Raw genomic sequence first — 21,815 nt, 5'->3', positions numbered from 1 at the left:
GGACCGCCGCACGGGCTGCGCGGTCCCGGCACCCGTGCGGCGGCCCGACCGCGTAGTCTGAGTGGTCGAGATTCCTCGACCGATCCCAGACGACCGAAACGGTGGAACGACAGGCTGTGGCTGAGTTCATCTACTCCATGTACAAGGCGCGCAAGGCGCACGGCGACAAGGTCATCCTCGACGACGTCTCCCTGAACTTCCTGCCCGGCGCCAAGATCGGCGTCGTCGGCCCCAACGGCGCCGGCAAGTCCACGATCCTCAAGATCATGGCCGGGCTCGACAACCCCTCCAACGGCGAGGCGCGCCTGTCCCCGGGCTACAGCGTCGGCATCCTGCTCCAGGAGCCGCCGCTCAACGAGGAGAAGACCGTCCTCGGCAACGTCCAGGAGGCCGTCGCGGACATCCTCGCGAAGAAGCAGCGCTTCGACGAGATCTCCGCGCTCATGGCCGAGCCCGACGCCGACTTCGACGCGCTCCTCGCCGAGATGGGCACCCTCCAGGAGGCCATCGACGCCGCCGACGCGTGGGACCTCGACTCCCAGCTCGAGCAGGCCATGGACGCGCTGCGCTGCCCCCCGCCGGACGCCGACGTGTCCGTCCTGTCCGGTGGTGAGCGCCGCCGCGTCGCGCTCTGCAAGCTCCTCCTCGAGAAGCCCGACCTGCTGCTCCTCGACGAGCCCACCAACCACCTCGACGCCGAGTCCGTCCTCTGGCTCGAGCAGCACCTCGCGACCTACCCCGGCGCGATCCTCGCCGTCACCCACGACCGGTACTTCCTCGACCACGTCGCCGAGTGGATCTGCGAGGTCGACCGCGGCCGCCTCTACCCCTACGAGGGTAACTACTCCACGTACCTGGAGAAGAAGCAAGAGCGCCTGCAGGTCCAGGGCAAGAAGGACGCCAAGCTCGCCAAGCGCCTCAAGGAGGAGCTCGAGTGGGTGCGGCAGAACGCCAAGGGCCGCCAGACCAAGTCCAAGGCCCGCCTCGCCCGCTACGAGGAGATGGCCGCCGAGGCGGAGCGCACCAGGAAGCTCGACTTCGAGGAGATCCAGATCCCGCCGGGCCCGCGCCTGGGCAACCTCGTGCTGGAGGCGTCGAACCTGCAGAAGGGCTTCGACGGCCGCCAGCTCATCGACGGCCTGAGCTTCACGCTGCCCCGCAACGGCATCGTCGGCGTCATCGGTCCCAACGGCGTCGGCAAGACCACGCTGTTCAAGACCATCGTCGGGCTCGAGCCCCTCGACGGCGGCGACCTCAAGGTCGGCGAGACCGTCTCGATCTCCTACGTCGACCAGTCCCGCGGCGGCATCGACCCGAAGAAGACGCTGTGGGAGGTCGTGTCCGACGGGCTCGACTTCATCAAGGTCGGCAACGTCGAGATCCCGTCGCGCGCCTACGTCGCGTCGTTCGGGTTCAAGGGCCCGGACCAGCAGAAGCCCGCCGGCGTGCTCTCCGGTGGTGAGCGCAACCGCCTCAACCTCGCGCTCACCCTCAAGCAGGGCGGCAACCTCCTCCTGCTCGACGAGCCCACCAACGACCTCGACGTCGAGACGCTCGGCTCCCTGGAGAACGCGCTGCTCGAGTTCCCCGGCTGCGCCGTCGTGGTCTCCCACGACCGGTGGTTCCTCGACCGGGTCGCGACGCACATCCTCGCCTACGAGGGCACCGACGAGAACCCGGCCAACTGGTACTGGTTCGAGGGCAACTTCGCCTCCTACGAGGAGAACAAGGTCGAGCGCCTCGGCGCCGACGCGGCCCGTCCGCACCGCGTGACGTACCGCAAGCTCACGCGCGACTGAGCCCTTCACGACGGCGCCGGACGGATCCTCCCGTCCGGCGCCCTCGTGTGCCCGGGCTTCTCCGGGTTCGCGGTCGGTCTGTCCGCCCGGCGTGGTCGACGGCTCGCGCGGTCTTCCCTCCGGCCGCTCGTGCCTCGCGGCCTCCCGCCAGACCCGCCAGGACCGCGCGCGCCGTCGACCCCGCCGGGCTCGTCCGTTGCTGGTCCGTTGCTCGTCCGTCGCTCGTCGCGACCTTGCCCACGCTCGGCGTCGTCGGGAGTTGTCAGCGACGGGTCGGTCCGGGGGCCGCCGGGGCGCTGACAGGTCGACGGGGGTGGGCTCTGCGCGCGCCTGGCCTGGGGCGTTGCGGCACACTGGCGGGATGACCGAGCCGCAGCCGCCGCACGACGACGTCCGGGCGGCTGGTGCGGACGGCTCGACGACCGCGGGGCTCGTCGAGGCGCTGGAGGTCCTGCGGGGGCGGCTCGGGGCCCTGCGGCTGCCCCTCGACGTGCCGGGGGTGGAGGGGGCGCGCCACGACCTCGGGCTCGCGGTGGACCAGCTCGACGACTACCTGCTGCCGCGGCTGCGCGCGCACGCCGCGCCCCTGCTCGTCGTGGTCGGCGGGTCGACGGGCGCGGGCAAGTCGACGCTCGTCAACTCCCTCCTCGGGGAGCAGGTGTCCGCGCCGGGCGTGCTGCGCCCGACGACGCGGGCGCCCGTCCTCGTGCACCACCCCCTCGACGCGCGGTGGTTCACCACCGACCGCGTGCTCCCCGGCCTCGCCCGCGTGAGCACGCACGGCACGACCGCGCCCCCCGCGGACGACGCCGCGGCACCCCGGGACCCGGTGCGCTCGCTGCGGCTCGTGGCGAGCGACGCGCTCCCCGCGGGGCTCGCGCTCGTGGACGCGCCCGACGTCGACTCCGTCGAGACGGCGAACCGTGAGCTCGCGGCGCAGCTCCTCGGCGCCGCAGACCTGTGGCTGTTCGTCACCACGGCCGCACGGTACGCCGACGCCGTGCCCTGGGACCTGCTCCACCGGGCCGCCGAGCGACGGGCACAGGTCGCGCTCGTCCTCGACCGGGTGGACCCGGGGGCGGACGCCGTCGCCGACGACCTGCGACGCATGATGGCGGAGAACGGGCTGGGGGAGTCGGCGCTGTTCGTCGTGGGCGAGCACGCCCTCGTCGACGGCCTGCTGCCCGAGCACGCCGTCGCCGCCGTGTCCGGCTGGCTCACCGCGCTCGGTGCGGACGCCGGTGCACGGGAGCGGGTCGCGGTCGCGACGCGCGACGGCGTCGTCGACGACCTCGTGCGGCGCGCGGTCCTCGTCGCGGGCGCCGCGGACGCGCAGGGCGCCACGGACGCGCGGCTGCGTGACGCGGTGACCCGGGCGTACGCCGACGCGGTCGCCCACGTCGACGCCGCGACGAGCGACGGGGCGCTGCTGCGCGGCGAGGTGCTCGCGCGCTGGCAGGACTTCGTCGGGACGAGCGACGTGTTCCGCGCCGTCGAGCAGGGCGTGGGCCGCGTGCGGGACGCCGTCGCGGCGTTCTTCCGGGGCCGGCCGGCGCAGGCGCCGCAGGTCGAGCAGGCCATCGCCCACGGGCTCGAGGCCGTGGTGCTCGACGCCGCGGACACGGCCGCGGAGCGCACCCACGGCACGTGGCACGCGGACCCGTCGGGACGTGCGCTCCTCGACGGGCTCGACCTGTCCCGCTCCTCCGCGGGCGCGCGCACCGCCGTCGCCGCGCAGATCCGCGCCTGGCAGGGCGACGTGCTCGACCTCGTCCGCGACCAGGGCGCGGGCAAGCGGGGCGCCGCGCGGGCGCTGTCGTTCGGCATCAACGGTCTCGGCGTGAGCCTCATGGTCGTGGTGTTCGCCTCGACGGGTGGCATCACGGGTGCGGAGGTGGGCATCGCGGGCGGGACGGCGATCGTCGCCCAGAAGCTCCTCGAGGCGGTGTTCGGCGACGACGCCGTCCGCCGCCTCACCCGCACCGCCCGGGACCGGCTCGCCGAGCGTGTCGGCGCCGTGCTCGACGACGAGGCGCGCCGCTACACCGCCCAGCTCGACGCCCTGGGGACCGCCGACGCCGTCCCGGCCGCCCAGGGCGTGCGGGACGCCGCCCGCGCCGTCGAGCTCGCGGCCCGGTCCGAGCGGGCGTCCCGCCCCGCACCCGTCCCCGCGACGACGGGTCGGCACGCCGCCCGGCCGTTGCGCGGGGCCGGGGTGCCGCCTCCCGCGGACGTACCCGACGAGGCCGAGGCCGCGCGGCCCCGGCTCTGGCGACGCCTGCTCGGGCGTCGCGCACCCGACGCCGCGCCGGGGAGCACCGAGACGGGTGGCACCGAGACAGGCGGGCCCGAGACAGGCGGCACCGTGCCGGGCGGGCTGGAGCCCTCGTGAGCATCGACCTCGACGCCCGCACCACCGCGCTGGAGTCCGCCGCACGCGCCGGCGACGGGCGCCTCGACCCGGCGCTGCTCGCCCGCGCGCGCGACGTCGTGGCGCGGGCCCGCGAACGGGCCGGGCTGTCGGCGGACCACACCGTCGTCGCGCTCGCGGGCGCCACCGGCTCCGGTAAGTCGTCGGTGTTCAACGCCCTCGCCGGGGCCGAGCTCGCGACGGTCGGCGTCCGGCGGCCCACGACGTCCCGCGCGCTCGCGGCCGTCTGGGGCGGGGCCTACGGGGCGGGTGCCCTGCTGGACTGGTTGGAGGTGTCGCGACGCCACGAGATGTCCGCGCCGCTCGCGTCGGGGGACGGGAAGCCCGACGCGCGTCCGGGGGCGTGGCGCGGCCTGCTCCGCGGTGCGGGACGACGTCCGGCGGAGCTCACCGGCGGCCTGGTGCTGCTCGACCTGCCCGACCACGACTCGGTCGTCACGGAGCACCGCGTGCGCGCGGAGCGGCTCGTCGACCGCGCCGACCTGCTCGTGTGGGTGGTCGACCCGCAGAAGTACGCCGACGCGGCCCTCCACGAACGCTACCTGCGGCCGCTCGCGGGGCACGCGTCCGTCGTCGTCCTCGTGCTCAACCAGGTCGACCGGCTCGCCCCGGCGGACGCCGAGGCGTGCCTCGCGGACCTGCGGCGCCTCGCGGCGCAGGACGGGCTGGCCGAGGCGCGCGTCCTCGGGCTCTCGGCCCGCACGGGTGAGGGGATGGACGCCCTGCGCGGGCTGCTGGCCGACGCCGCCGCGCGCCGTCGTGCGGCCGTCGACCGGCTCGCCGCCGACGAGCGGCAGGTCGCGCGCGCCGTCGCCGACGCGTGCGGCGACCCGCCGCCGGAGCGGGCCGGGCAGCGGGCGCGTGCGGGACTGGTCGACGCCTTGGAGGCGGCCGCCGGGGTCCCCACCGTCGTGGCGGCCGTCCGCGGGTCCGCGCTCCGCGACGCCCGCGCGGCCACCGGCTGGCCCGTGACGCGGTGGCTCGCCCGCTTCCGGGCCGACCCGCTGCGCCGGCTCGGCCTCCGACCACGCCCCGGGACGCGCGCACCCGGCTCACGCCCGCGCGACGACGCGGCCGGGCCCGGTCGTGCCGACCTGGCCCGCACGTCGCTCCCCGCGGTCCCGGCCGCGCTGCGGGCCGGCGCCCAGACCGCGGTCCGCGACTACGTGGACGCCGCGACCCGCGGGGTGCCGGACGCGTGGGCGCTCGCGGCGCGTCGTCGGGCCGCGGACGGGACCGCGGAGCTCGCGGACGCGTTGGACGGGGCGGTCGTGGGGACCGAGCTCGACGTGTCGCGCCGCCCGGTGTGGTGGCGCGTCGTCGGGCTGACCCAGTGGGTGCTCCTCGCGGCGCTCATCGGCGGGCTGCTGTGGCTCGGGGTGCTCGCTCTCCTCGCCTACCTGCGGCTGCCCGAGCCGCCGACGCCCGTGCTCACCCTCGGGGGTGCGGGCGCGCCGGAGGTCCCGTGGCCCACGCTCCTCGCCCTCGGCGGGCTGGTCGGGGGCGTGCTGCTCGCGCTCGTCGCACGCGCCCTGGCGGCCGTCGGGGCGCGCCGTCGTGCGGCACGGGCGCGGTCCCGGCTGCGCGACGCCGTGGGCGAGGTCGCGGACCGCGTCGTGCGCCTGCCCGTCGGGGAGGAGCTCTCCGCGCTGGCCCGGTGCCGCAGCGCCGCGCTCGTCGCGGCGACCTGACGGCAGAATGGGCGGGCCACACCCTCGCGAGGAAGGACCCCCATGACCCGCCTGCACGTCCCGGTCGCCCTGCGCTGGTCGGACCTCGACGCCTACGCGCACGTCAACAACGTGGAGATGTTCCGCCTGCTGGAGGACGCGCGCATCACGGCGTTCTGGACGCACCCGGAGGCGGGGGAGTCCGCCTGGCCCACCGCCGTGCTGGAGACCGGGCCGAGCGCCACGAGCCACACGCTCGTCGCGCGCCAGGAGATCGAGTACCTGCGCCCCCTCGCGTTCACGCGCACGCCCGTGCGCGTCGAGCTGTGGGTGGGGCACCTCGGCGGCGCGAGCCTCGACGTCTGCTACGAGGTGCACGACGGCGCGCCCGGCGGCTTCGCGCGCACCGGCCCCACCTCGGGCGGGAAGCCCTACGCGAAGGCGACGACGACGATCGTCGTGGTCGACGCCGCGACGGGCGCGCCCCGGCGGATCACCGACGTCGAGCGCACCGCCTGGGAGGCCTACGTCGAGGATCCGCTGGAGTTCCGTCGCCGCCGCTGACCCCGGCCGCTCGCGTCCGGAGGATGCACTTGCGTCCCGACGATGCACTCGCGTCCGAGCGATGCACCCGGACGTGCAGCACTGGGACGCGGGTGCGTCACTCGGCGTCGGGGGCGCGCGCCGCTGCCTCCGCGGCGGCTGCGACGTTGCGCTGCATGCCCCCGAACACCACACCGTGGAACGGCTTGACGGACCACCAGTAGAGCTGGCCGGCGAGGCCGTGGGGGTGGAAGAGCGCGCGCTGGGCGAAGTACGTGCGGCCGGGACCGCGCGCGTCGTCCGGCGTCGGTCCCGGGGTCCCGGGGTCGCTCGCGTCGTCGAGCTCGGCGGCGGCCTCGTCCACGCGCAGCTCGAGCCACGCGAGACCCGGCAGGCGCATCTCGGCGCGCAGGAGCAGCCGTTCGCCGGGCTCGATCGCCTCGACGCGCCACCAGTCGAGCTCGTCGTCGACGCGCAGGTACCGCTCGTCACGACGACCGCGCCGCAGCCCGGGCCCACCGACCACGCGGTCGAGGAGACCCCGCACCCGCCACGCGAGCGACCACGAGTACCAGCCGCCCTGCCCGCCGATCTCCTCGATCACGCGCCACAGCACGTCGCGGGGGGCGTCGACGACGGTGCGGCGCTCGTCGACGTACAGCGAGCCGCCCGCCCAGTCGGGATCGCTCGGCAGGGGGTCCGACGGCGCGCCCGGCACCGCCGCGGACGACCACCGGGTCGTCACCTCGCCGTCGTGGATGCGCTCGAGCGCGAGCTCGACCGCGCGGTCGAACCCGACGAGCCCGTCCGGCGGGTCCGGGACGTACCGCGCGACGTCGTGCTCGGAGCACACGACCTCGTGCTGGAGCGACTCGACGAGGGGGCGGGCGATGCCGCTCGGCACGGGCGTGACCAGACCGACCCAGTGCGACGACAGCTTCGGGGTGAGCACGGGGACGCTGACGATGCGCCGTCGCGGCAGGCTCGCGACCTTCGCGTACCGCTGCATCATGTCGCGGTAGGTGAGGACGTCGGGGCCGCCGACGTCGAACGCGCGCGACACGTCGGGGGGCATGGACGCCGAGCCGACGAGGTAGCGCAGCACGTCGCGCACCGCGATGGGCTGGATGCGGTTGTCGACCCACTTCGGCGTCGTCATCGCGGGCAGCCGCTCGGTGAGGTAGCGCATCATCTCGAAGCTCGCCGACCCGGAGCCGAGGATGACCGCCGCCTGGAGGACCGTCGTCGGGACGCCCGACGCGAGGAGGATCTCCCCGACCTCCTTGCGCGACGCGAGGTGCGGCGACAGCTCGCCCTCGGGCACGTCGGGGAACATCCCGCCGAGGTAGACGATCCGGCCGACGCCGGCCTCGCGCGCGGCGCGGGCGAACGTCAGCGCGGTGCGCCGGTCGCGCGCCTCGAACGTCGGCCCGGTCCCGAGCGAGTGGATGAGGTAGTACGCGACGTCGCACCCCTGGAGGGCGGGCCGGATCTGGTCGAGGTCGCTCGCGTCGGCCTCGACGAGCTCCACCTCCTCGGCCCAGTCCCGGCCGGCCAGCCGTTCCGGGTGGCGGGCGAGCGCACGGACGGCGATCCCCGCGCGCAGCAGCTCGGGCACGAGCCGTCCGCCCACGTACCCGGTGACCCCGGTGACCGCCGCCCTCATGCGAGGAGCCCCAGGACCTCGCGCTCGGCGCGCGTCTGCGAGCGCGTCGAGCCGATCGTCTCGCCGCGCTCCCACAGGTCGAACAGCCGCGGGTCGATGTACGACGACCGCGCCACGGCCGGGGTGTTGCCGAGCTCGGCGGCGACGTCCCGGACGATCTCCGTCACCACGCGCTTGCGCTTGCGCTCGGACGACGGCGGCGCGCCGACGTCGGCCAGCGCGCGCGCCGCGAGGACCGTGGCGTGCCACGTGCGGAAGTCCTTGGGCGTCGCGTCCTCGCCCAGGCGGTCCTTGATGTCGGCCTGCACGTCCGCGCTCGTCACGTCGTGCCACACCGTCCCCGTGGGCGGCCCCTCGCGCCACGCCAGCAGCTCGACACCACCGCGGCGCCGCTTGAGCGTCGTCACGAGGACGGCGACCTGCGGGTCGTCGACGACGACGTCGCGCACCTGGCCCGACTTCGCGGGGTAGTGGAAGTGCACGCTGCCGTCGCGCCGCACGCGCGCGTGCTCCTTGCGGATCGTCGCGAGGCCATAGCTCTTGTTCTGCTTCGCGTAGACCTCGCCGCCCGCGCGGAAGTACGCGAGGTCGAGCAGCCGGAACGCGAGCGCCAGCACCTTCTCGCGCGGCATCCCGGGCAGGTCGAGGTCGCGAGCGACGCGGCGACGTGCGGACGGGAGGCGGCGGCCGACGTCGAGCACGTGGTCGTGCTTGCGGCGAGCCCGCCGGGCCTGCCACTGCTCGTGGTAGAGGTACTGGCCGCGCCCGGCGGCGTCGCGGCCGAACGCCTGGATGTGCCCGTTGGGGTAGCGGCAGATCCACACGCCGTCCCACGCGGGCGGCACCGCGAGGCGGGTGCACCGCGCGACCTCCTCCTCGTCGACGAGGGGCACGCCACCGGGGTCCAGGAAGACCCAGTCGTCGCCCTTGAGGCGGCGGGAGTACCCGGGCGAGGTCACGGACACGCGGCGCAGTCGCACCCGGTCAGTGTGGGGCGGCTCGCGCCCGGTCGCAGCCCGGGAGGCGCGGCGCACCGGCTGTCAGCGCGGGGAGCCGCACCACGACCTACAGCGCGGGGAGCCGCACCATGCCCTCCTGCGCGATGGACGCGACGAGGACGCCGTCCTGCGTGAAGACGCGCGCCGCACCGAGGCCGCGCCCGCCCTGCGCGCTCGACGCCGACTGCACGTACAGCAGCCAGTCGTCGACGCGCACGTCGCGGTGCCACCACATCGCGTGGTCGAGGCTCGCGATCGACATGCCGGGGGTGACCCAGGAGACGCCCGCCTCCCGCAGCACCGGCTCGAGCATGACCTGGTCGCACGCGTACGCCATGAGCGCACGGTGCAGGAGCTGGTCGTCGCCGACCTCGCCCCGCGCCCGCATCCACACCATCTGGTGGTCCTTCGGCTCGCCGTCGGGCCCCAGGTAGAGCGACCCGCCGACGTGGCGCAGCTCGAAGGCCGAGTGGTGGGACCAGAAGCGCGCGACGGGGTGGTCGATGCCGCCCAGCACGTCGAGGGCCGACGGCACGGAGCGCGGGTCCGGCGCGTCCGGCATCGACGAGGAGTGTTCGATCCCGCCCTGCTCCTCCTGGAACGACGCGATCATCGACAGGATCGGCGTGCCGTGCTGGATCGCGTGCGTGCGCCGTGCGCTGAACGAGCGCCCGTCCCGCAGCCGCTCGACGGCGAGGTCGATCGGCACGTCGAGCACGCCCGGGCGCAGGAAGTACCCGTGCAGCGAGTGGGGGAGCCGGCCCTCGGGGACGGTGCGGCCCGCGGCGAGCACCGCCTGGGCGAGCACCTGGCCGCCGTAGACCCGCCCCGACGGCTGGTGCACGGACACCGCGCGGAAGTGCTCGGGGTCGGCCGCGGAGCCGTCGCCGTCGCCGACCCGGTCGAGCTCGAGCACGTCGAGGAGGTGACGCAGGGGGTTCGGCACCTGCGCGGGCGGGGCGTCGTGCGACGTCGGGCCGGGCGAGGGCGTGCCGGTCGGTGCGGGGGACGAGGCGGGGGTCGGCTCAGGGGTCACGGGGTCGGGCTCCTTCGCGAGGGGGCGGGTGCGGCGGGGTCAGTCCTCGAAGGTGTTGAGGAGCGAGTGCGCCGCGCGCTCCAGATAGTCCCACAGCGTCGCCTCGTGGATCGGGGCGAGCCCGAGCGTGTCGACGCCCGCGCGCATGTGCGCGAGCCACCGGTCGCGCGCGTCGGGATTGACCTTGAAGCCCCCGTGACGCATCCGGAGCCGCGGGTGGCCGCGCTGCTCGCTGTACGTCGTCGGCCCGCCCCAGTACTGCTCGAGGAAGGCCGTGAGGCGCCAGCGCGCGGGGCCGAGGTCCTCCTCGGGGTACATCGGGCGCAGCACCGGGTCCTGCGCGACGCCCTCGTAGAACGCGTCGACGAGCCGCACGAAGGTCTCGTGGCCGCCGACCTCGTCGTAGAACGTCCGGCTCGGCCGGGTCGGCGACGGGGCGGTCGAACCGTTCGACAGGCCGGCGACGGGCAGGGAGGTCCGGGGGGCGGGGTCGGTCGTCACCCCGCCATCATCGCACCGGCGACCCCGCCCCCGGTCCGCGTACCCTGGCCGCGCACCCGGCGCGGAGGTGGCGGGGTGCGCGGCGTCACAGCCCCAGCTCGGCGAGCTGCGGGAGGGCGTCGCGGACCGCGGCACGGGCCGCCACGGCGCTCTCCGCGTCCAGCGCGATCCGCGCCAGGCGGCGGCACTCGTCGAGGTCGACCTCGCGCAGGAGCGCCGCGACGTCCGGGATCGCGCGCGCCGTCATCGACAACGACGACACCCCGAGCCCGACGAGCACGACCGCGAGGACCGGCTGCGACGCGGCCTCGCCGCACACCCCGACCGGGCGCCCCTGCTGCGCGCCGCCGTCGCAGGTCGCCGCGACGAGGCGCAGCACCGCGGGCTGCCACGGGTCGGAGAGCTCGGCGAGCGAGCCGAGGAGCCGGTCCGCCGCCATCGTGTACTGGGTGAGGTCGTTCGTGCCGATGGACGCGAACGCCGCCCGGGCGAGGATCGGGCCGGCCAGGAGCGCCGCGCTCGGCACCTCGACCATGACGCCCGCCACGTCGAGCCCGTGGGCGCGGCACCGCTCCACGAACCACTCCGCCTCCGCGACCGTGGACACCATGGGCGCCATGACCCACACTTCCGCGTCCTCGGCGGCGGCGGCCTGCGCGATCGCGTCGAGCTGGTCCTCCAGGAGGTCGGGCCAGCGCGCGGCCGTCCGCAGCCCCCGCACGCCGAGCGCCGGGTTCTCCTCGTCGTCCACGGACAGGAAGTGCAGCGGCTTGTCCGCGCCCGAGTCGAGCGTGCGGACCACGACCTTGCGGCCGCCGAACTCGCGCAGCACCGTGCGGTACGCCGCGACCTGCTCCTCGACGGACGGCGGCGCCTCCCGGTCGAGGAAGCAGAACTCGGAGCGGAACAGCCCGACGCCCTCCGCGCCCGCCGCGGCGGCCGGCGCCGCGCCGGCCGGGTCCCCGACGTTCGCGAGGAGCTGCACGCGGTGCCCGTCGCGCGTGCGTCCCGTCCCGTCGAACGTCCGCACCTGGCGCGAGCGCGCCCGCGCCGCGTCCACCTGCTCCGGCGAGGGGCGCACCACGACGGTGCCCGCCGCGCCGTCGACCAGCACGAGGTCGCCCGCCGCGAGCGACCCGCTCGCCCCGGCGGCCGCGACGACCGCGGGGATGCCCTTGGCGTTCGCGACGATCGCGGTGTGCGAGGTGGGGCCCGCGCCGTCCGTGACGATCGCGAGCACCCGGGCGGGGTCGAGGGCCGCGGTGGCCGACGGCGCGAGGTCCGGCGCGACCAGCACGAACGGCTCCGCGTGGTCCGGGACGCCCGGTGCCGGCCGGTCGGTGAGCGCCGCCACGAGGCGGTCGCGCACGTCCGCGACGTCGCGCGCCCGCTCCGCGAAGTACCCGCCGAGCTCGGTGAACTGGCGCACCACCTCGTCGGCCGCCTCCCACACGGCGCGCTCCGGCACGAGGTGCTCGTCGAGGACACGGCGCCGCGCGTCGGCCGCGAGGGTCGGGTCCGCCGCCATCGCCGCCGTCGCCTCCAGCACGTCGCGCGTCTCGCCCGACGCCGCCGCGGCGGCCTGCTCGAGGTCCGCGCTCACGTGCCGCGCCGCCTCGTCCACGCGCCGCGCCTCGGCCTCGTGGTCCGCCCGCGGAGGGAGCCGCAGGCCCGGCGACGGCTCCGCGATCGGTTCCGGCATGAGCACGACCGGTCCGGCGACCGTCCCCGGGCACACACCGATGCCCGTGATGACCCGCCGCGACTCGTCCTGGGATCCCACGACTCGCTCCTGTCCTCGGTGCGACGAGCGTCGCACGCGTGCAGACCGGACGACGCGGCAACCCCCCACGCGCAGACGCCAGCACAGGAGTGTTGCGTCCGTGTTCCACCGTGGCGTCGATCCGGTGACAACCGTGCCAGGAGACTAGGCTGTCACCAGGTGGACGGCACCTCGACACCCCGGGTCCGTCGGCCCGATCCCTCCCGCACTCGCCTCAGGAGACGACTTCGATGAGCACCCCCTCGGACACCAAGGCCCAGCAGATCCTCGACGCCCTCGGGGGCCAGCAGAACGTCGTCGACCTCGAGCCGTGCATCACGCGACTGCGTGTCGAGGTGAGCGACCCCCAGCTCGTCGACGAGGCGCGCCTCAAGGAGACGGGCGCGTTCGGCGTCGTCCGCTCGGGTCGCGTGGTCCAGGTCATCGTCGGTCCCGAGGCGGACAACCTCGCGGCCGAGCTCGACGGGCTGCGCTGAGCGGGCGCGGACGAGGGCGGACGGCGCGACGATGACCGCGCCCGTCGAGGTCCGTGCGCCGCTCGACGGGACCGTCGTGGCGCTCGCGGACGTGCCGGACCCGGTGTTCTCCGGGCAGGTCGTCGGCCCGGGCGTCGCCGTCGAGCCCGCGGCGGGCGGCGAGCAGACGGTCGTGGCCCCTGCGGACGGTCGCGTCGCGACGCTCTTCCCGCACGCCTTCGCGCTCGAGACGCCGGACGGGCGCACGGTCCTCGTCCACCTCGGCATCGACACCGTCCGCCTCGGCGGCGAGGGCTTCTCCGTGCGGGTCGCCGTCGGGGACGCCGTCCGCGCGGGCGACCCGCTCCTCACCTGGCGGCCCGACGACGTCGCCGCCGCAGGGTTCGCGACGGTCTGCCCCGTCGTCGCCCTGGAGGCCGTGCCGGGGGCCGTCGTGACGGTGCCCCCGACCGGCACCAGGGTTCAGGCCGGGGACCCCTTGCTGTCCTGGTCCTGAACGAGCAGGGCCGCGGCGGCGGCGCTCGTGGACGGCCCGGCCTGGCCGCGCGGGCTCCCGGCGCCGTCCTGACCCGACTCGTCCTGGCTCGTCCCGCCCGTCCCCTCGTCGTCCGAGGCGGGTGACTGGTCGAGCACGACGACCTGCTGCGCCCCGGCCAGGGGGATGCGCGCGTCGGAGAGCGCGTCGCGCACGGCGGCGCGCAGCGCGCGGCCCACCTCCCACTGCATGGCGGCGCGCGTCTTCATCTGGACCTTGAGCTGCACGGCCTCCGCGGTGAGGTCCTCGATCCCGAGCACCTCCGGCGCCTCGACCACCGCGTCCCCGAGAGCCGGGTCGGCCCGCACGGACTCGGCCGCCTGGAGGAGCAGCGTGCGGACCTGCGCGACGTCGGCGTGGTAGGCGACCCGCACGTCCACCGCCGCACGGCTCCACTCCTGGCTCATGTTCCCCGTGCGCAGGATCTCGCCGTTGCGCACGTACCAGAGGGTCCCGTCGATCGACCGGACCTTGGTGACGCGCAGCGCCACCTCCTCGACCGTGCCGACGACCTCGCCGAAGTCGACGACGTCGCCCACCCCGTACTGGTCCTCCAGGAGCATGAACGTGCCCGAGAGGAAGTCCTTGACGAGGCTCTGGGCGCCGAAGCCGAGCGCGACGCCGGCGATGCCCGCCGACGCGAGGAACGGCGCGATGTTCAGGCCGAGCTCGGCGAGGACCATGAGGACGACGGTCGCACCGATGATGATGTTCGCGGCGGACCGCAGCACCGACCCGATGGTCCGTGCGCGGGCCGCGCGACGGGCCGTCGCGAGCGGGTTCGCGCGCAGCAGCGCCGCGGCCACGTCCGTGTTGCCCAGCCCCTTGATCCGCAGGCTCCGCGTCGACGGGGTGCCCTCGGCGATGTGCTCGCTCACCTTGCGGATCACGCGCCGCAGGAGCGCGAGGGCCACCGCGCCGATCGTGATGATGAGGATGACCCGCAGGGGCACCCCCACGAACCACGTCAGCCACGCGTCCGGGTCGCTCGGGTCGAACGGTTGAGGATCGGTCGTCGGGAGGGGAAGCATCCGGGCAGGCTACCGGTCGCGTCCGGGCACGCCGTGCGAGAGGACGGGCCCGGATGTGGACGTTCTGGCAGGATGCGGTGCGTGAGCGAACCCCAGCAGGAGGACCTGCCCGAGCCGTTGGTGCAGCTGGCGGACGCCCACGGCGTGGCGTCCGACTTCTGGGGCTTCGACGGCGCGAGACGCCAGGTCCGCGCGTCGACCCTCGTCGCCGTCCTCGAGGCGCTCGGCGTCCCCGCGTCCTCGCCGGAGAAGGTCGCCGTCTCGCTGGAGCACTCGCGCGACGACGCGTGGCGCCACATGCTCCCGCCGACGGTCGTCGTGCGGCAGGGCGACGCGGTCCCCGTGCCGGTCCACGTCACCGACGGCGCCGCGGTCGACGTGTGGGTCGAGCTCGAGGCCGTCGCGTCCGCGCGACCCGGCCGGGCCGCCGCCCGTGCACCGCGCGGACGACGCGACCTCGTCCAGCTCGACGACTTCGTCGAGCCGCGCGCCGTCGACGGGCGGACCGTCGGGCGCGCGACGTTCGAGGTCCCGGCCGACCTGCCGCTCGGCTGGCACGACCTGCACGCGACGAGCGAGGGCACGCAGGCCCGGGCGACGCTCGTCGTGACGCCGCGACGGCTCGAGCTGCCCGACGCCGTCGCGCAGCAGCCCGTGTGGGGGTTCATGGCCCAGCTCTACTCGGTGCGCTCGCGCGCGTCGTGGGGCGTCGGGGACCTCGCGGACCTCGCCGACCTCGCGTGGCTCTCCGCCCGCGAGGCCGGCGCCGACTTCCTCCTCGTCAACCCGCTGCACGCCGCCGAGCCGCGCACGCCCATGTCGCCGTCGCCGTACCTGCCGACGAGCCGGCGGTTCGTCAACCCGATCTACCTGCGGGTCGAGGACGTCCGCGAGACCGCGTACCTCTCGGCCGCGGACCGCTCGCTCGTCGAGTGGGCGTTCGACCCCGTCCGCGAGCAGAGCACCGACCCCGGCCCGATCGACCGCGACGCGGCGTGGGAGGCGAAGAAGGCCGCGCTGGAGGTCGTCTTCGCCGCGCCCCGCTCGACCGCCCGCCAGGCGGCGTTCGACGCGTTCCGCGCCGAGCAGGGCAAGGGCCTGGACGACTTCGCGACGTGGTGCGCGCTCGTCGACCACTACGGCGACCGGGACTGGCCGCCCGGCGCCACGGACCCGACGAGCGCGACCGTCGCCGCGCTGCGCGACCAGCTCTCCGACCGTGTCGAGTTCTACTGCTGGCTGCAGTGGGTCGCGGACGAGCAGCTGCGCGTCGCCCAGCGCACCGCGCGCGAGGCCGGCATGGCCGTCGGGATCGTGCACGACCTGGCCGTGGGCGTGCACCCCGAGGGTGCCGACGTGTGGGCCCACCGGTCGGTCCTCGCCACGGGGGTCTCCGTGGGCGCGCCCCCGGACATGTACAACCAGCAGGGGCAGAACTGGTCGCAGCCGCCGTGGCACCCGCGCGCCCTCGAACGGGCCGGGTACGGCCCCTACCGCGACATGCTGCGCACCGTCCTGCGGCACGCGGGCGCGATCCGGATCGACCACGTCATCGGGCTCTTCCGGCTCTGGTGGATCCCCGGCGGCGCGCGCGCCGACGCGGGCGCGTACGTCCGCTACGACCACGAGGCGCTCGTCGGCATCCTGTGCCTCGAGGCGCAGCGCGCCGGCGCGATGGTCGTCGGCGAGGACCTCGGCGTGTTCGAGCCCTGGGTGCGGGACTACCTCGAGGACCGGGGGGTCCTCGGCACGTCCGTCCTGTGGTTCGAGCGGACCGACGACGGCGCGCCCCTGCCCCCCGAGCGGTACCGGCACCTCGCGCTCGCCACCGTCACGACCCACGACCTCCCCCCGACGGCGGGATACCTCGCGGGCGAGCACGTCGAGCTGCGCGAACGCCTCGGCGTGCTCACCGAGGACGTCGAGGACGTCCGGCGCGCGGCGCGCGCGGAGCACGACGCGATGGTCGCGTTCCTGCGCGAACGCGGTCTCGTGGGCGAGGACACCTCGGAGCGCGAGCTCGTCGAGGCCCTGCACCGCCTCGTGCGGCAGACGCCCGCCGTGCTGCTCGGCGTGTCCCTCGCCGACGCGGTGGGGGAGCGCCGCTCGCAGAACCAGCCGGGCACGCACACCGAGTACCCGAACTGGAAGGTGCCTCTCGGCGACCCGTCGGGCAACGTCGTGCTCCTCGAGGACCTCTTCGACAGCGCCCGGCTGCGCTCGCTCGTCGCAGCGATGAACGCTGCTCCGTGAGGGTCGAGTGACCTCGGAGGGGGAGCGGGACGGTGTGGTGCGTGCGCCGTCTACCATCCGCGGCTCGTGCCTCGCCGCTCCCGCCAGGCCCGACCACGACGGCGCACGCACCACACCGTCCCGCTCCCGACCGTCCCCCTCGCGCCTCGAGCGCTGACGGCAGGGACCTGCCCCTGACGGCAGCGACCCGCCCCTGCCGGAGCGGCAGGGACGGGTCGGTGCTCAGCCCTCGTGCTCGGACCTCGGTGCTCAGGCGTCGGTGGCCTGCGCGGCGAGCGCGCGCTCGACGCCCGCGAGGTTCTCGACGACGAGGCGGCGCAGCGCGGGCGCGGCCTCCGCGTTCGCGTCGAGCCAGTCCTGCGTGGCGTCCCGCAGGGCCGCGCTGGCGAGCGGGGCGGGGTACAGACCCGTGACGAGCGCCTCGGCGATGTGGTACGACCGGGAGTCCCACAGCGGCAGCAGCGCGTCGAAGTACGCGCCGACGAGCGGGGCGAGCGCCGCGGGGTCGTTGACGTGCTGGAAGCCCTGCGTCGTCGCGCGGACGATGGCGTTCGGTGCGCCGTCCGTCGCGACGAGGCGGTCGAACGCGGCCCGCTTGGCGTCCGCGGTCGGGACCGTGGCGCGCGCGCGGGCGGCCGACTGCTGACCCGTGGCGGTGGAGTCCGCGGCGAGGGTCTCCTCGATCTCCACGTCGTCCGCGAGGTCGAGCAGCACCAGGCCCTCGAGGATCTCCCACCGCAGGTCGGTGTCGATGTCGAGACCGTCGAGCGCGGCGGAGCCGTCGAGCAGGGAGCGCAGGGCCGCGCCGTGGGTCGGGGTGGACGCGAGGTGCGCGAAGAACTTCACGAGCTGGAACTGCAGGTCGGAGCCCGCCTCGGCCGCCTGCGCGAGGGTCCACAGGCCGTCGCCGACCTCGACGAGCGTCTCGTCACGACGCTCCGGGGCGACGTACGTCTTCGCCGCGAGGGCGAGCTGGTTGAGGGTGGTGCGGATCGTCGTCGACTCGGTCTCGCGCGCGACGTTGCCGAGGACGAGGCGCACGTAGTCGGTCGCCGGCGTCTCGCCGTCGCGCGTCGCGTCCCACGCGGCGCCCCACACGAGAGAGCGGGCCAGCGGGTCCGCGATGTCGGCGAGGTGCTCGGTCGCGACCTGGAGCGACATCTCGTCGAGCCGGATCTTCGCGTACGCGAGGTCGTCGTCGTTGAGGAGCACGAGCTGCGGGCGGTCGAGGCCGAGGAGCTCCGGCACCTCGGTGCGCTCGCCGTCGACGTCGACCTCGACACGGTGGACACGGGACAGGATCCGTCGGCCGTCCACGTCCTGCATGTCGTAGAAGCCGATGCCGAGACGGTGGGGCCGCAGCGTCGGGTGCTCCGCGACCGCGGACTGCAGCACCGCGAAGGACACGACGCGCCCGTGCGCGTCGACCTCGATCTCGGGGCGCAGCGTGTTGACACCCGCGGTCTCCAGCCACTTCGCGGACCACTCGGCGAGGTCGCGGCCGCTCGTCGCCTCGAGCTCGACGAGCAGGTCGCGCAGCTCGGTGTTGCCCCACGCGTGCTTGCGGAAGTACGCGGCGACGCCGGCGAGGAACTGCTCCTTGCCGACCCACGCGACGAGCTGCTTGAGCACGGAGGCGCCCTTGGCGTAGGTGATGCCGTCGAAGTTGACGAACACGTCCTCCAGGTCGTTGATCGTCGCGACGATCGGGTGCGTCGAGGGGAGCTGGTCCTGGCGGTACGCCCAGGACTTCTCCATCGCGGCGAACGTCGTCCACGCCTCGGTCCACTCCGTGGCCTCGGCGGTCGCGAGGGTCGAGGCGTACTCGGCGAACGACTCGTTGAGCCACAGGTCGTTCCACCACTTCATGGTGACGAGGTCGCCGAACCACATGTGGGCGAGCTCGTGGAGGATCGTCACGACACGACGCTCCTTCACGGCGTCCGTGACCTTGGAGCGGAACACGTACGTCTCGGTGAAGGTCACGCAGCCCGCGTTCTCCATCGCGCCCATGTTGTACTCGGGCACGAAGAGCTGGTCGTACTTGTCGAACGGGTACGGGTGCTCGAACGCGGACTCGAAGAACGTGAAGCCCTCGCGGGTCTTGTCGAACACGTACCCGGCGTCCATGTGGTCCGCCAGGGACGCGCGGCAGAACACGCCCAGCGGGATCGTCCGGCCGTCCGACGACGTGAGCTCGCTCCGCTCCACGACGTACGGCCCCGCGACGAGCGCCGTGATGTAGGAGGAGATGCGCGGCGTCGGCTCGAACGCCCAGCGGGAGACCTCGACATCGCCCGCACCCGTGCCCGTCGGGTCGGCGACCGCGCCGAGGGACGTGGGCCGCGGCGTCGGCTGGTTGCTCACGACCTGCCACGCCGACGGCGCCGTGACGGTGAACGCGAACGTCGCCTTGAGGTCGGGCTGCTCGAACACGGCGAAGACGCGGCGGGAGTCCGGCACCTCGAACTGCGTGTACAGGTACACCTCGCCGTCGACCGGGTCGACGAAGCGGTGCAGGCCCTCGCCCGTGTTCGTGTACCCGCAGTCCGCGACGACGCGCAGCTCGTTCTCCGCGGCGAGGCCGGGCAGCGCCACGCGCGAGTCCGCGAACACCTCGGCGGGGTCGAGCGCGCGCCCGTTGAGCACGACCTCGCGCACGCTCGGCGCCACGAGGTCGATGAAGCTCGACGCGCCCGGGGTCGCGGTGAACCGCACCACGGTCGTGGAGGCGAACGTCGTCGCCCCCGTGGTCAGGTCGAGGTCGACGTCGTAGGACTGGACGTCGACGATCCCCGCGCGCTCGATCGCCTCGGCACGGGTGAGGTTCTCTCCGGGCACTGCAACTCCTCGTCTCGGTGGTGGCCGGGTGGGCCGGCGTCGATCATCCCACGGGCGCCGCCGCCGCCCCCCGGGAATACCTGGGCGGCCCGCGGTGTCGGGTACGGGCGAGACCGTGCCGGCCCGCCCGGCGCACCCGACCCGAAGGAGACCCGCCCGTGAGCCTCGCCACGACGTCCGAGCCGACCGTCCCCGCGCCCGCCGACCACGAGGTCGACGACCGGCCCGACGACCGGGCAGCCGCCGCGCAGGTCGCCGACTTCTGGTTCGACCCGCTGTGCCCGTGGGCCTGGATGACGAGCCGGTGGATGGGCGAGGTGGAGCAGGTGCGGGACGTGACGGTGCGCTGGCACGTCATGAGCCTCGCCGTGCTCAACGAGGGCCGCGACCTGCCGGAGACGTACCGCGAGCTCATGGACCGGGCGTGGGGGCCGGTGCGGGTCGTCACGGCGGCGCGCGTCGAGCACGGCGAAGAGGTCGTCAAGCCGCTGTACGACGCGATCGGCACGCGGCTGCACCCGGGCGGCCGGACGGACTACGACGCCGTCGTGGCCGAGGCGCTCGCGGAGGTCGGCCTGCCCGCGTCGCTCGCCGACGCCGCGGCGTCGGACGCGTACGACGCGCAGCTGCGCGCGTCGCACGCCGAGGGAATCGGACTCGTGGGGGAGGACGTCGGCACGCCCGTCGTGGCGTTCGAGGGCACGGCGTTCTTCGGCCCGGTCGTGACCCCCGCGCCGAAGGGCGAGGCCGCGGGACGGCTGTGGGACGGGTGCGTCCTCGTGGCGTCGACGCCGGGCTTCTTCGAGATCAAGCGGACCCGCACGCAGGGGCCCGTCTTCGACTGACCGGAGGGCCGCCGCGGGAGGTGCGGGGTTCGACCGGTGCGGGTGGCCCGTGCCATGCTTCATCGGTCGCGGGCGGGTGCGTCGCCGGCCCGCACCCCCGGTCCCGGTCCCCCCGGGCGGGTCCGTCGAGGAGTCCGCGAGGAGCCCAGCATGTCCCCGAACGCCCCGGTGCCACCCCCTCCGCCGCCGCCCGGTGGCGCCTCGGGGAGCGCACCCGCGTGGGACGCCGCCCGGACCCCTGACCGCCCGGCCGCGCCCCCGACGTTCGCCCCGGCGGGACGGGCGTCCCAGCGTGCTGCGCGCCACACGCCGGCGGACGGCCAGGCGACCGTCGTGCAGCCCGCGGTCCCGTCGGGTGCCGTCCCGCCGGCGACACAGGCGACCACGGTCCAGCGCGTGACCCCGACGACGGGCCTGCCGACCGCGGCGCAGCCTGCGGTCCCCGCGCCGTCGCCCGCCGCGGCACCGGCACCGACCCCGCCGCAGCGCGTGCGGTACGCGACCGAGCCGGGCGGGTACCCCGCACCGGCGGGCCAGGGCTACGGCCCGACCTCGGCGGGCTACGGCGCCGCCCCGGCGGCGGGCGCCGGCTACGGCGCCGGGGCCGGATACGTGGCCGCCCAGCCCGCGTACCACCCGCCGGCGGGACACGCCGCGTCCGCGGCGTCCCCGGCACCCGCCCCTGGTCAGTCGGCCTCGCCGCCCCCGGGTGGGCGGACGACCCGGCGCGACGGCGGGCGTGCGCCCCGGTCCTCGGGACGGCTGAGCGCGGGGTGGATCGCGTTCATCGTCGTCGACGTCCTGCTCGTCATCGGCGCCGTCGTGTTCGCGGTCTCGCTCCTCGGGGGCGGTGACGACCCGGCCGGCGACGGCGCAGGGGGTGCCGCGGCCGCGCCGTCGTCGGCCGCCACGCCGTCGGAGCCGGAGCCCGAGGACGCCGAGGCCGTCCCCACGGTGACGGAGTCGTTCGCGTCGAAGACGCGGAACATCACGTGCGAGATGACCGACGTCGGCGTCACCTGCTCGATCGCGGAGCTCGGCTCCCAGCCCGCCCCGGTGGCCGGCTGCGACGGCACGGTCGGGTACCGCGTGGTGCTCGACGCCGACGGCGTCACGCAGCCGTGCGTCCCCTCGGGCGAGCAGCCGCAGGCCGCGCCGGGCGGTGTCGAGGTGCTGCCCTACGGGAAGTCGAAGACCGTGGGCGGGTTCACGTGCGACAGCGCCGACACGGGCGTGACGTGCCGCGACGACGCCACCGGCAAGGGCTTCACCGTGGCGCGGGCCGGCATCCGGACGCTCTGACCCGCGGCTCCGACAGCGAGCCTGCACCGACGACCTGCACCGACGACGAGGGGCGTCGTGCGTGCGCCGTCTACCATCCGCGGCTCGTGCCTCGCCGCTCCCGCC

The 21,815-nt window shown here is 75.3% G+C and carries 16 protein-coding genes; 9 read left to right on the top strand and 7 right to left on the bottom strand.

All coding sequences use genetic code 11. The features are described from left to right. The first annotated feature begins 116 nt into the window (after positions 1 to 116). The 4 genes from ettA to LGQ04_RS07345 all read left to right on the top strand — a co-directional run bounded on the left by ettA (position 117) and on the right by LGQ04_RS07345 (position 6,464). Entirely contained in the window at positions 117 to 1,799 is a 1,683-nt protein-coding gene (gene ettA / locus LGQ04_RS07360) for an energy-dependent translational throttle protein EttA (RefSeq protein ID WP_229243067.1), read from the top strand. Between the two features lie 361 nt (positions 1,800 to 2,160). After that, positions 2,161 to 4,191, top strand: a complete 2,031-nt coding sequence (locus LGQ04_RS07355; protein ID WP_229243066.1) for a dynamin family protein — start codon at positions 2,161 to 2,163, stop codon at positions 4,189 to 4,191. After that, positions 4,188 to 5,921, top strand: coding sequence for a GTPase (locus LGQ04_RS07350; protein ID WP_229243065.1), 1,734 nt, complete (start codon positions 4,188 to 4,190; stop codon positions 5,919 to 5,921). The genes LGQ04_RS07355 and LGQ04_RS07350 overlap by 4 nt, the downstream gene beginning before the upstream one ends. 42 nt (positions 5,922 to 5,963) lie before the next feature. After that, complete coding sequence (locus tag LGQ04_RS07345; RefSeq protein ID WP_229243064.1) at positions 5,964 to 6,464, top strand: acyl-CoA thioesterase; 501 nt, start codon at positions 5,964 to 5,966, stop codon at positions 6,462 to 6,464. A gap of 97 nt (positions 6,465 to 6,561) precedes the next feature. On the opposite strand, the gene LGQ04_RS07340 is transcribed toward LGQ04_RS07345, so the two are convergent. The 5 genes from LGQ04_RS07340 to ptsP all read right to left on the bottom strand — a co-directional run bounded on the left by LGQ04_RS07340 (position 6,562) and on the right by ptsP (position 12,427). Beyond that, the gene (locus LGQ04_RS07340) at positions 6,562 to 8,109 is read right to left on the bottom strand and encodes an SDR family oxidoreductase (RefSeq protein ID WP_229243063.1); all 1,548 of its coding nucleotides are present in this window, start codon (positions 8,107 to 8,109) and stop codon (positions 6,562 to 6,564) included. Beyond that, positions 8,106 to 9,089, bottom strand: coding sequence for a DNA topoisomerase IB (locus tag LGQ04_RS07335; RefSeq protein ID WP_229243062.1), 984 nt, complete (start codon positions 9,087 to 9,089; stop codon positions 8,106 to 8,108). Before LGQ04_RS07335 ends, LGQ04_RS07340 begins: the two co-directional genes overlap by 4 nt. 85 nt (positions 9,090 to 9,174) lie before the next feature. After that, positions 9,175 to 10,053, bottom strand: a complete 879-nt coding sequence (locus LGQ04_RS07330; RefSeq protein ID WP_372470036.1) for an acyl-CoA thioesterase — start codon at positions 10,051 to 10,053, stop codon at positions 9,175 to 9,177. Between the two features lie 129 nt (positions 10,054 to 10,182). Beyond that, complete coding sequence (locus LGQ04_RS07325) at positions 10,183 to 10,599, bottom strand: globin (protein ID WP_229243497.1); 417 nt, start codon at positions 10,597 to 10,599, stop codon at positions 10,183 to 10,185. A 130-nt stretch (positions 10,600 to 10,729) separates the two neighbouring features. Then, entirely contained in the window at positions 10,730 to 12,427 is a 1,698-nt protein-coding gene (gene ptsP, locus LGQ04_RS07320; RefSeq protein WP_308016373.1) for a phosphoenolpyruvate--protein phosphotransferase, read from the bottom strand. A gap of 149 nt (positions 12,428 to 12,576) precedes the next feature. Here ptsP and LGQ04_RS07315 point away from each other — a divergent pair, with 149 nt between their 5' ends. Both LGQ04_RS07315 and LGQ04_RS07310 read left to right on the top strand, forming a co-directional pair. Then, on the top strand, positions 12,577 to 12,903 hold the full coding sequence (locus tag LGQ04_RS07315) for a PTS sugar transporter subunit IIB (RefSeq protein ID WP_267494630.1): 327 nt from the start codon (positions 12,577 to 12,579) through the stop codon (positions 12,901 to 12,903). A gap of 31 nt (positions 12,904 to 12,934) precedes the next feature. Further along, entirely contained in the window at positions 12,935 to 13,399 is a 465-nt protein-coding gene (locus LGQ04_RS07310) for a PTS sugar transporter subunit IIA (protein WP_229243060.1), read from the top strand. Here LGQ04_RS07310 and LGQ04_RS07305 read toward each other — a convergent pair. Next, on the bottom strand, positions 13,366 to 14,469 hold the full coding sequence (locus LGQ04_RS07305; RefSeq protein WP_229243059.1) for a mechanosensitive ion channel family protein: 1,104 nt from the start codon (positions 14,467 to 14,469) through the stop codon (positions 13,366 to 13,368). The genes LGQ04_RS07310 and LGQ04_RS07305 overlap by 34 nt on opposite strands. A 72-nt stretch (positions 14,470 to 14,541) precedes the next feature. On the opposite strand from LGQ04_RS07305, the gene malQ reads away from it, so the two are divergent. After that, positions 14,542 to 16,722 (top strand): 4-alpha-glucanotransferase, encoded by a 2,181-nt coding sequence (malQ, locus tag LGQ04_RS07300; protein ID WP_372470001.1) that lies wholly within the window; start codon positions 14,542 to 14,544, stop codon positions 16,720 to 16,722. Between the two features lie 249 nt (positions 16,723 to 16,971). Here malQ and pepN read toward each other — a convergent pair whose 3' ends face one another. After that, a complete protein-coding gene (pepN, locus tag LGQ04_RS07295; RefSeq protein ID WP_229243057.1) occupies positions 16,972 to 19,563 on the bottom strand; it encodes an aminopeptidase N in 2,592 nt (863 codons plus the stop codon). Positions 19,564 to 19,721: 158 nt separating this feature from the next. Between pepN and LGQ04_RS07290 the strand changes: the two genes are divergently transcribed. Both LGQ04_RS07290 and LGQ04_RS07285 read left to right on the top strand, forming a co-directional pair. Continuing rightward, on the top strand, positions 19,722 to 20,408 hold the full coding sequence (locus LGQ04_RS07290) for a mycothiol-dependent nitroreductase Rv2466c family protein (RefSeq protein ID WP_308016372.1): 687 nt from the start codon (positions 19,722 to 19,724) through the stop codon (positions 20,406 to 20,408). Between the two features lie 396 nt (positions 20,409 to 20,804). Continuing rightward, entirely contained in the window at positions 20,805 to 21,710 is a 906-nt protein-coding gene (locus LGQ04_RS07285; protein ID WP_229243056.1) for a hypothetical protein, read from the top strand. Positions 21,711 to 21,815: the final 105 nt, after the last annotated feature.

This window comes from Cellulosimicrobium marinum (assembly GCF_020551945.1).
GTDB classification, from domain to species: Bacteria; Actinomycetota; Actinomycetes; order Actinomycetales; family Cellulomonadaceae; genus Cellulosimicrobium; species Cellulosimicrobium marinum.
This window is presented reverse-complemented; position numbering and strand designations above follow the sequence as displayed.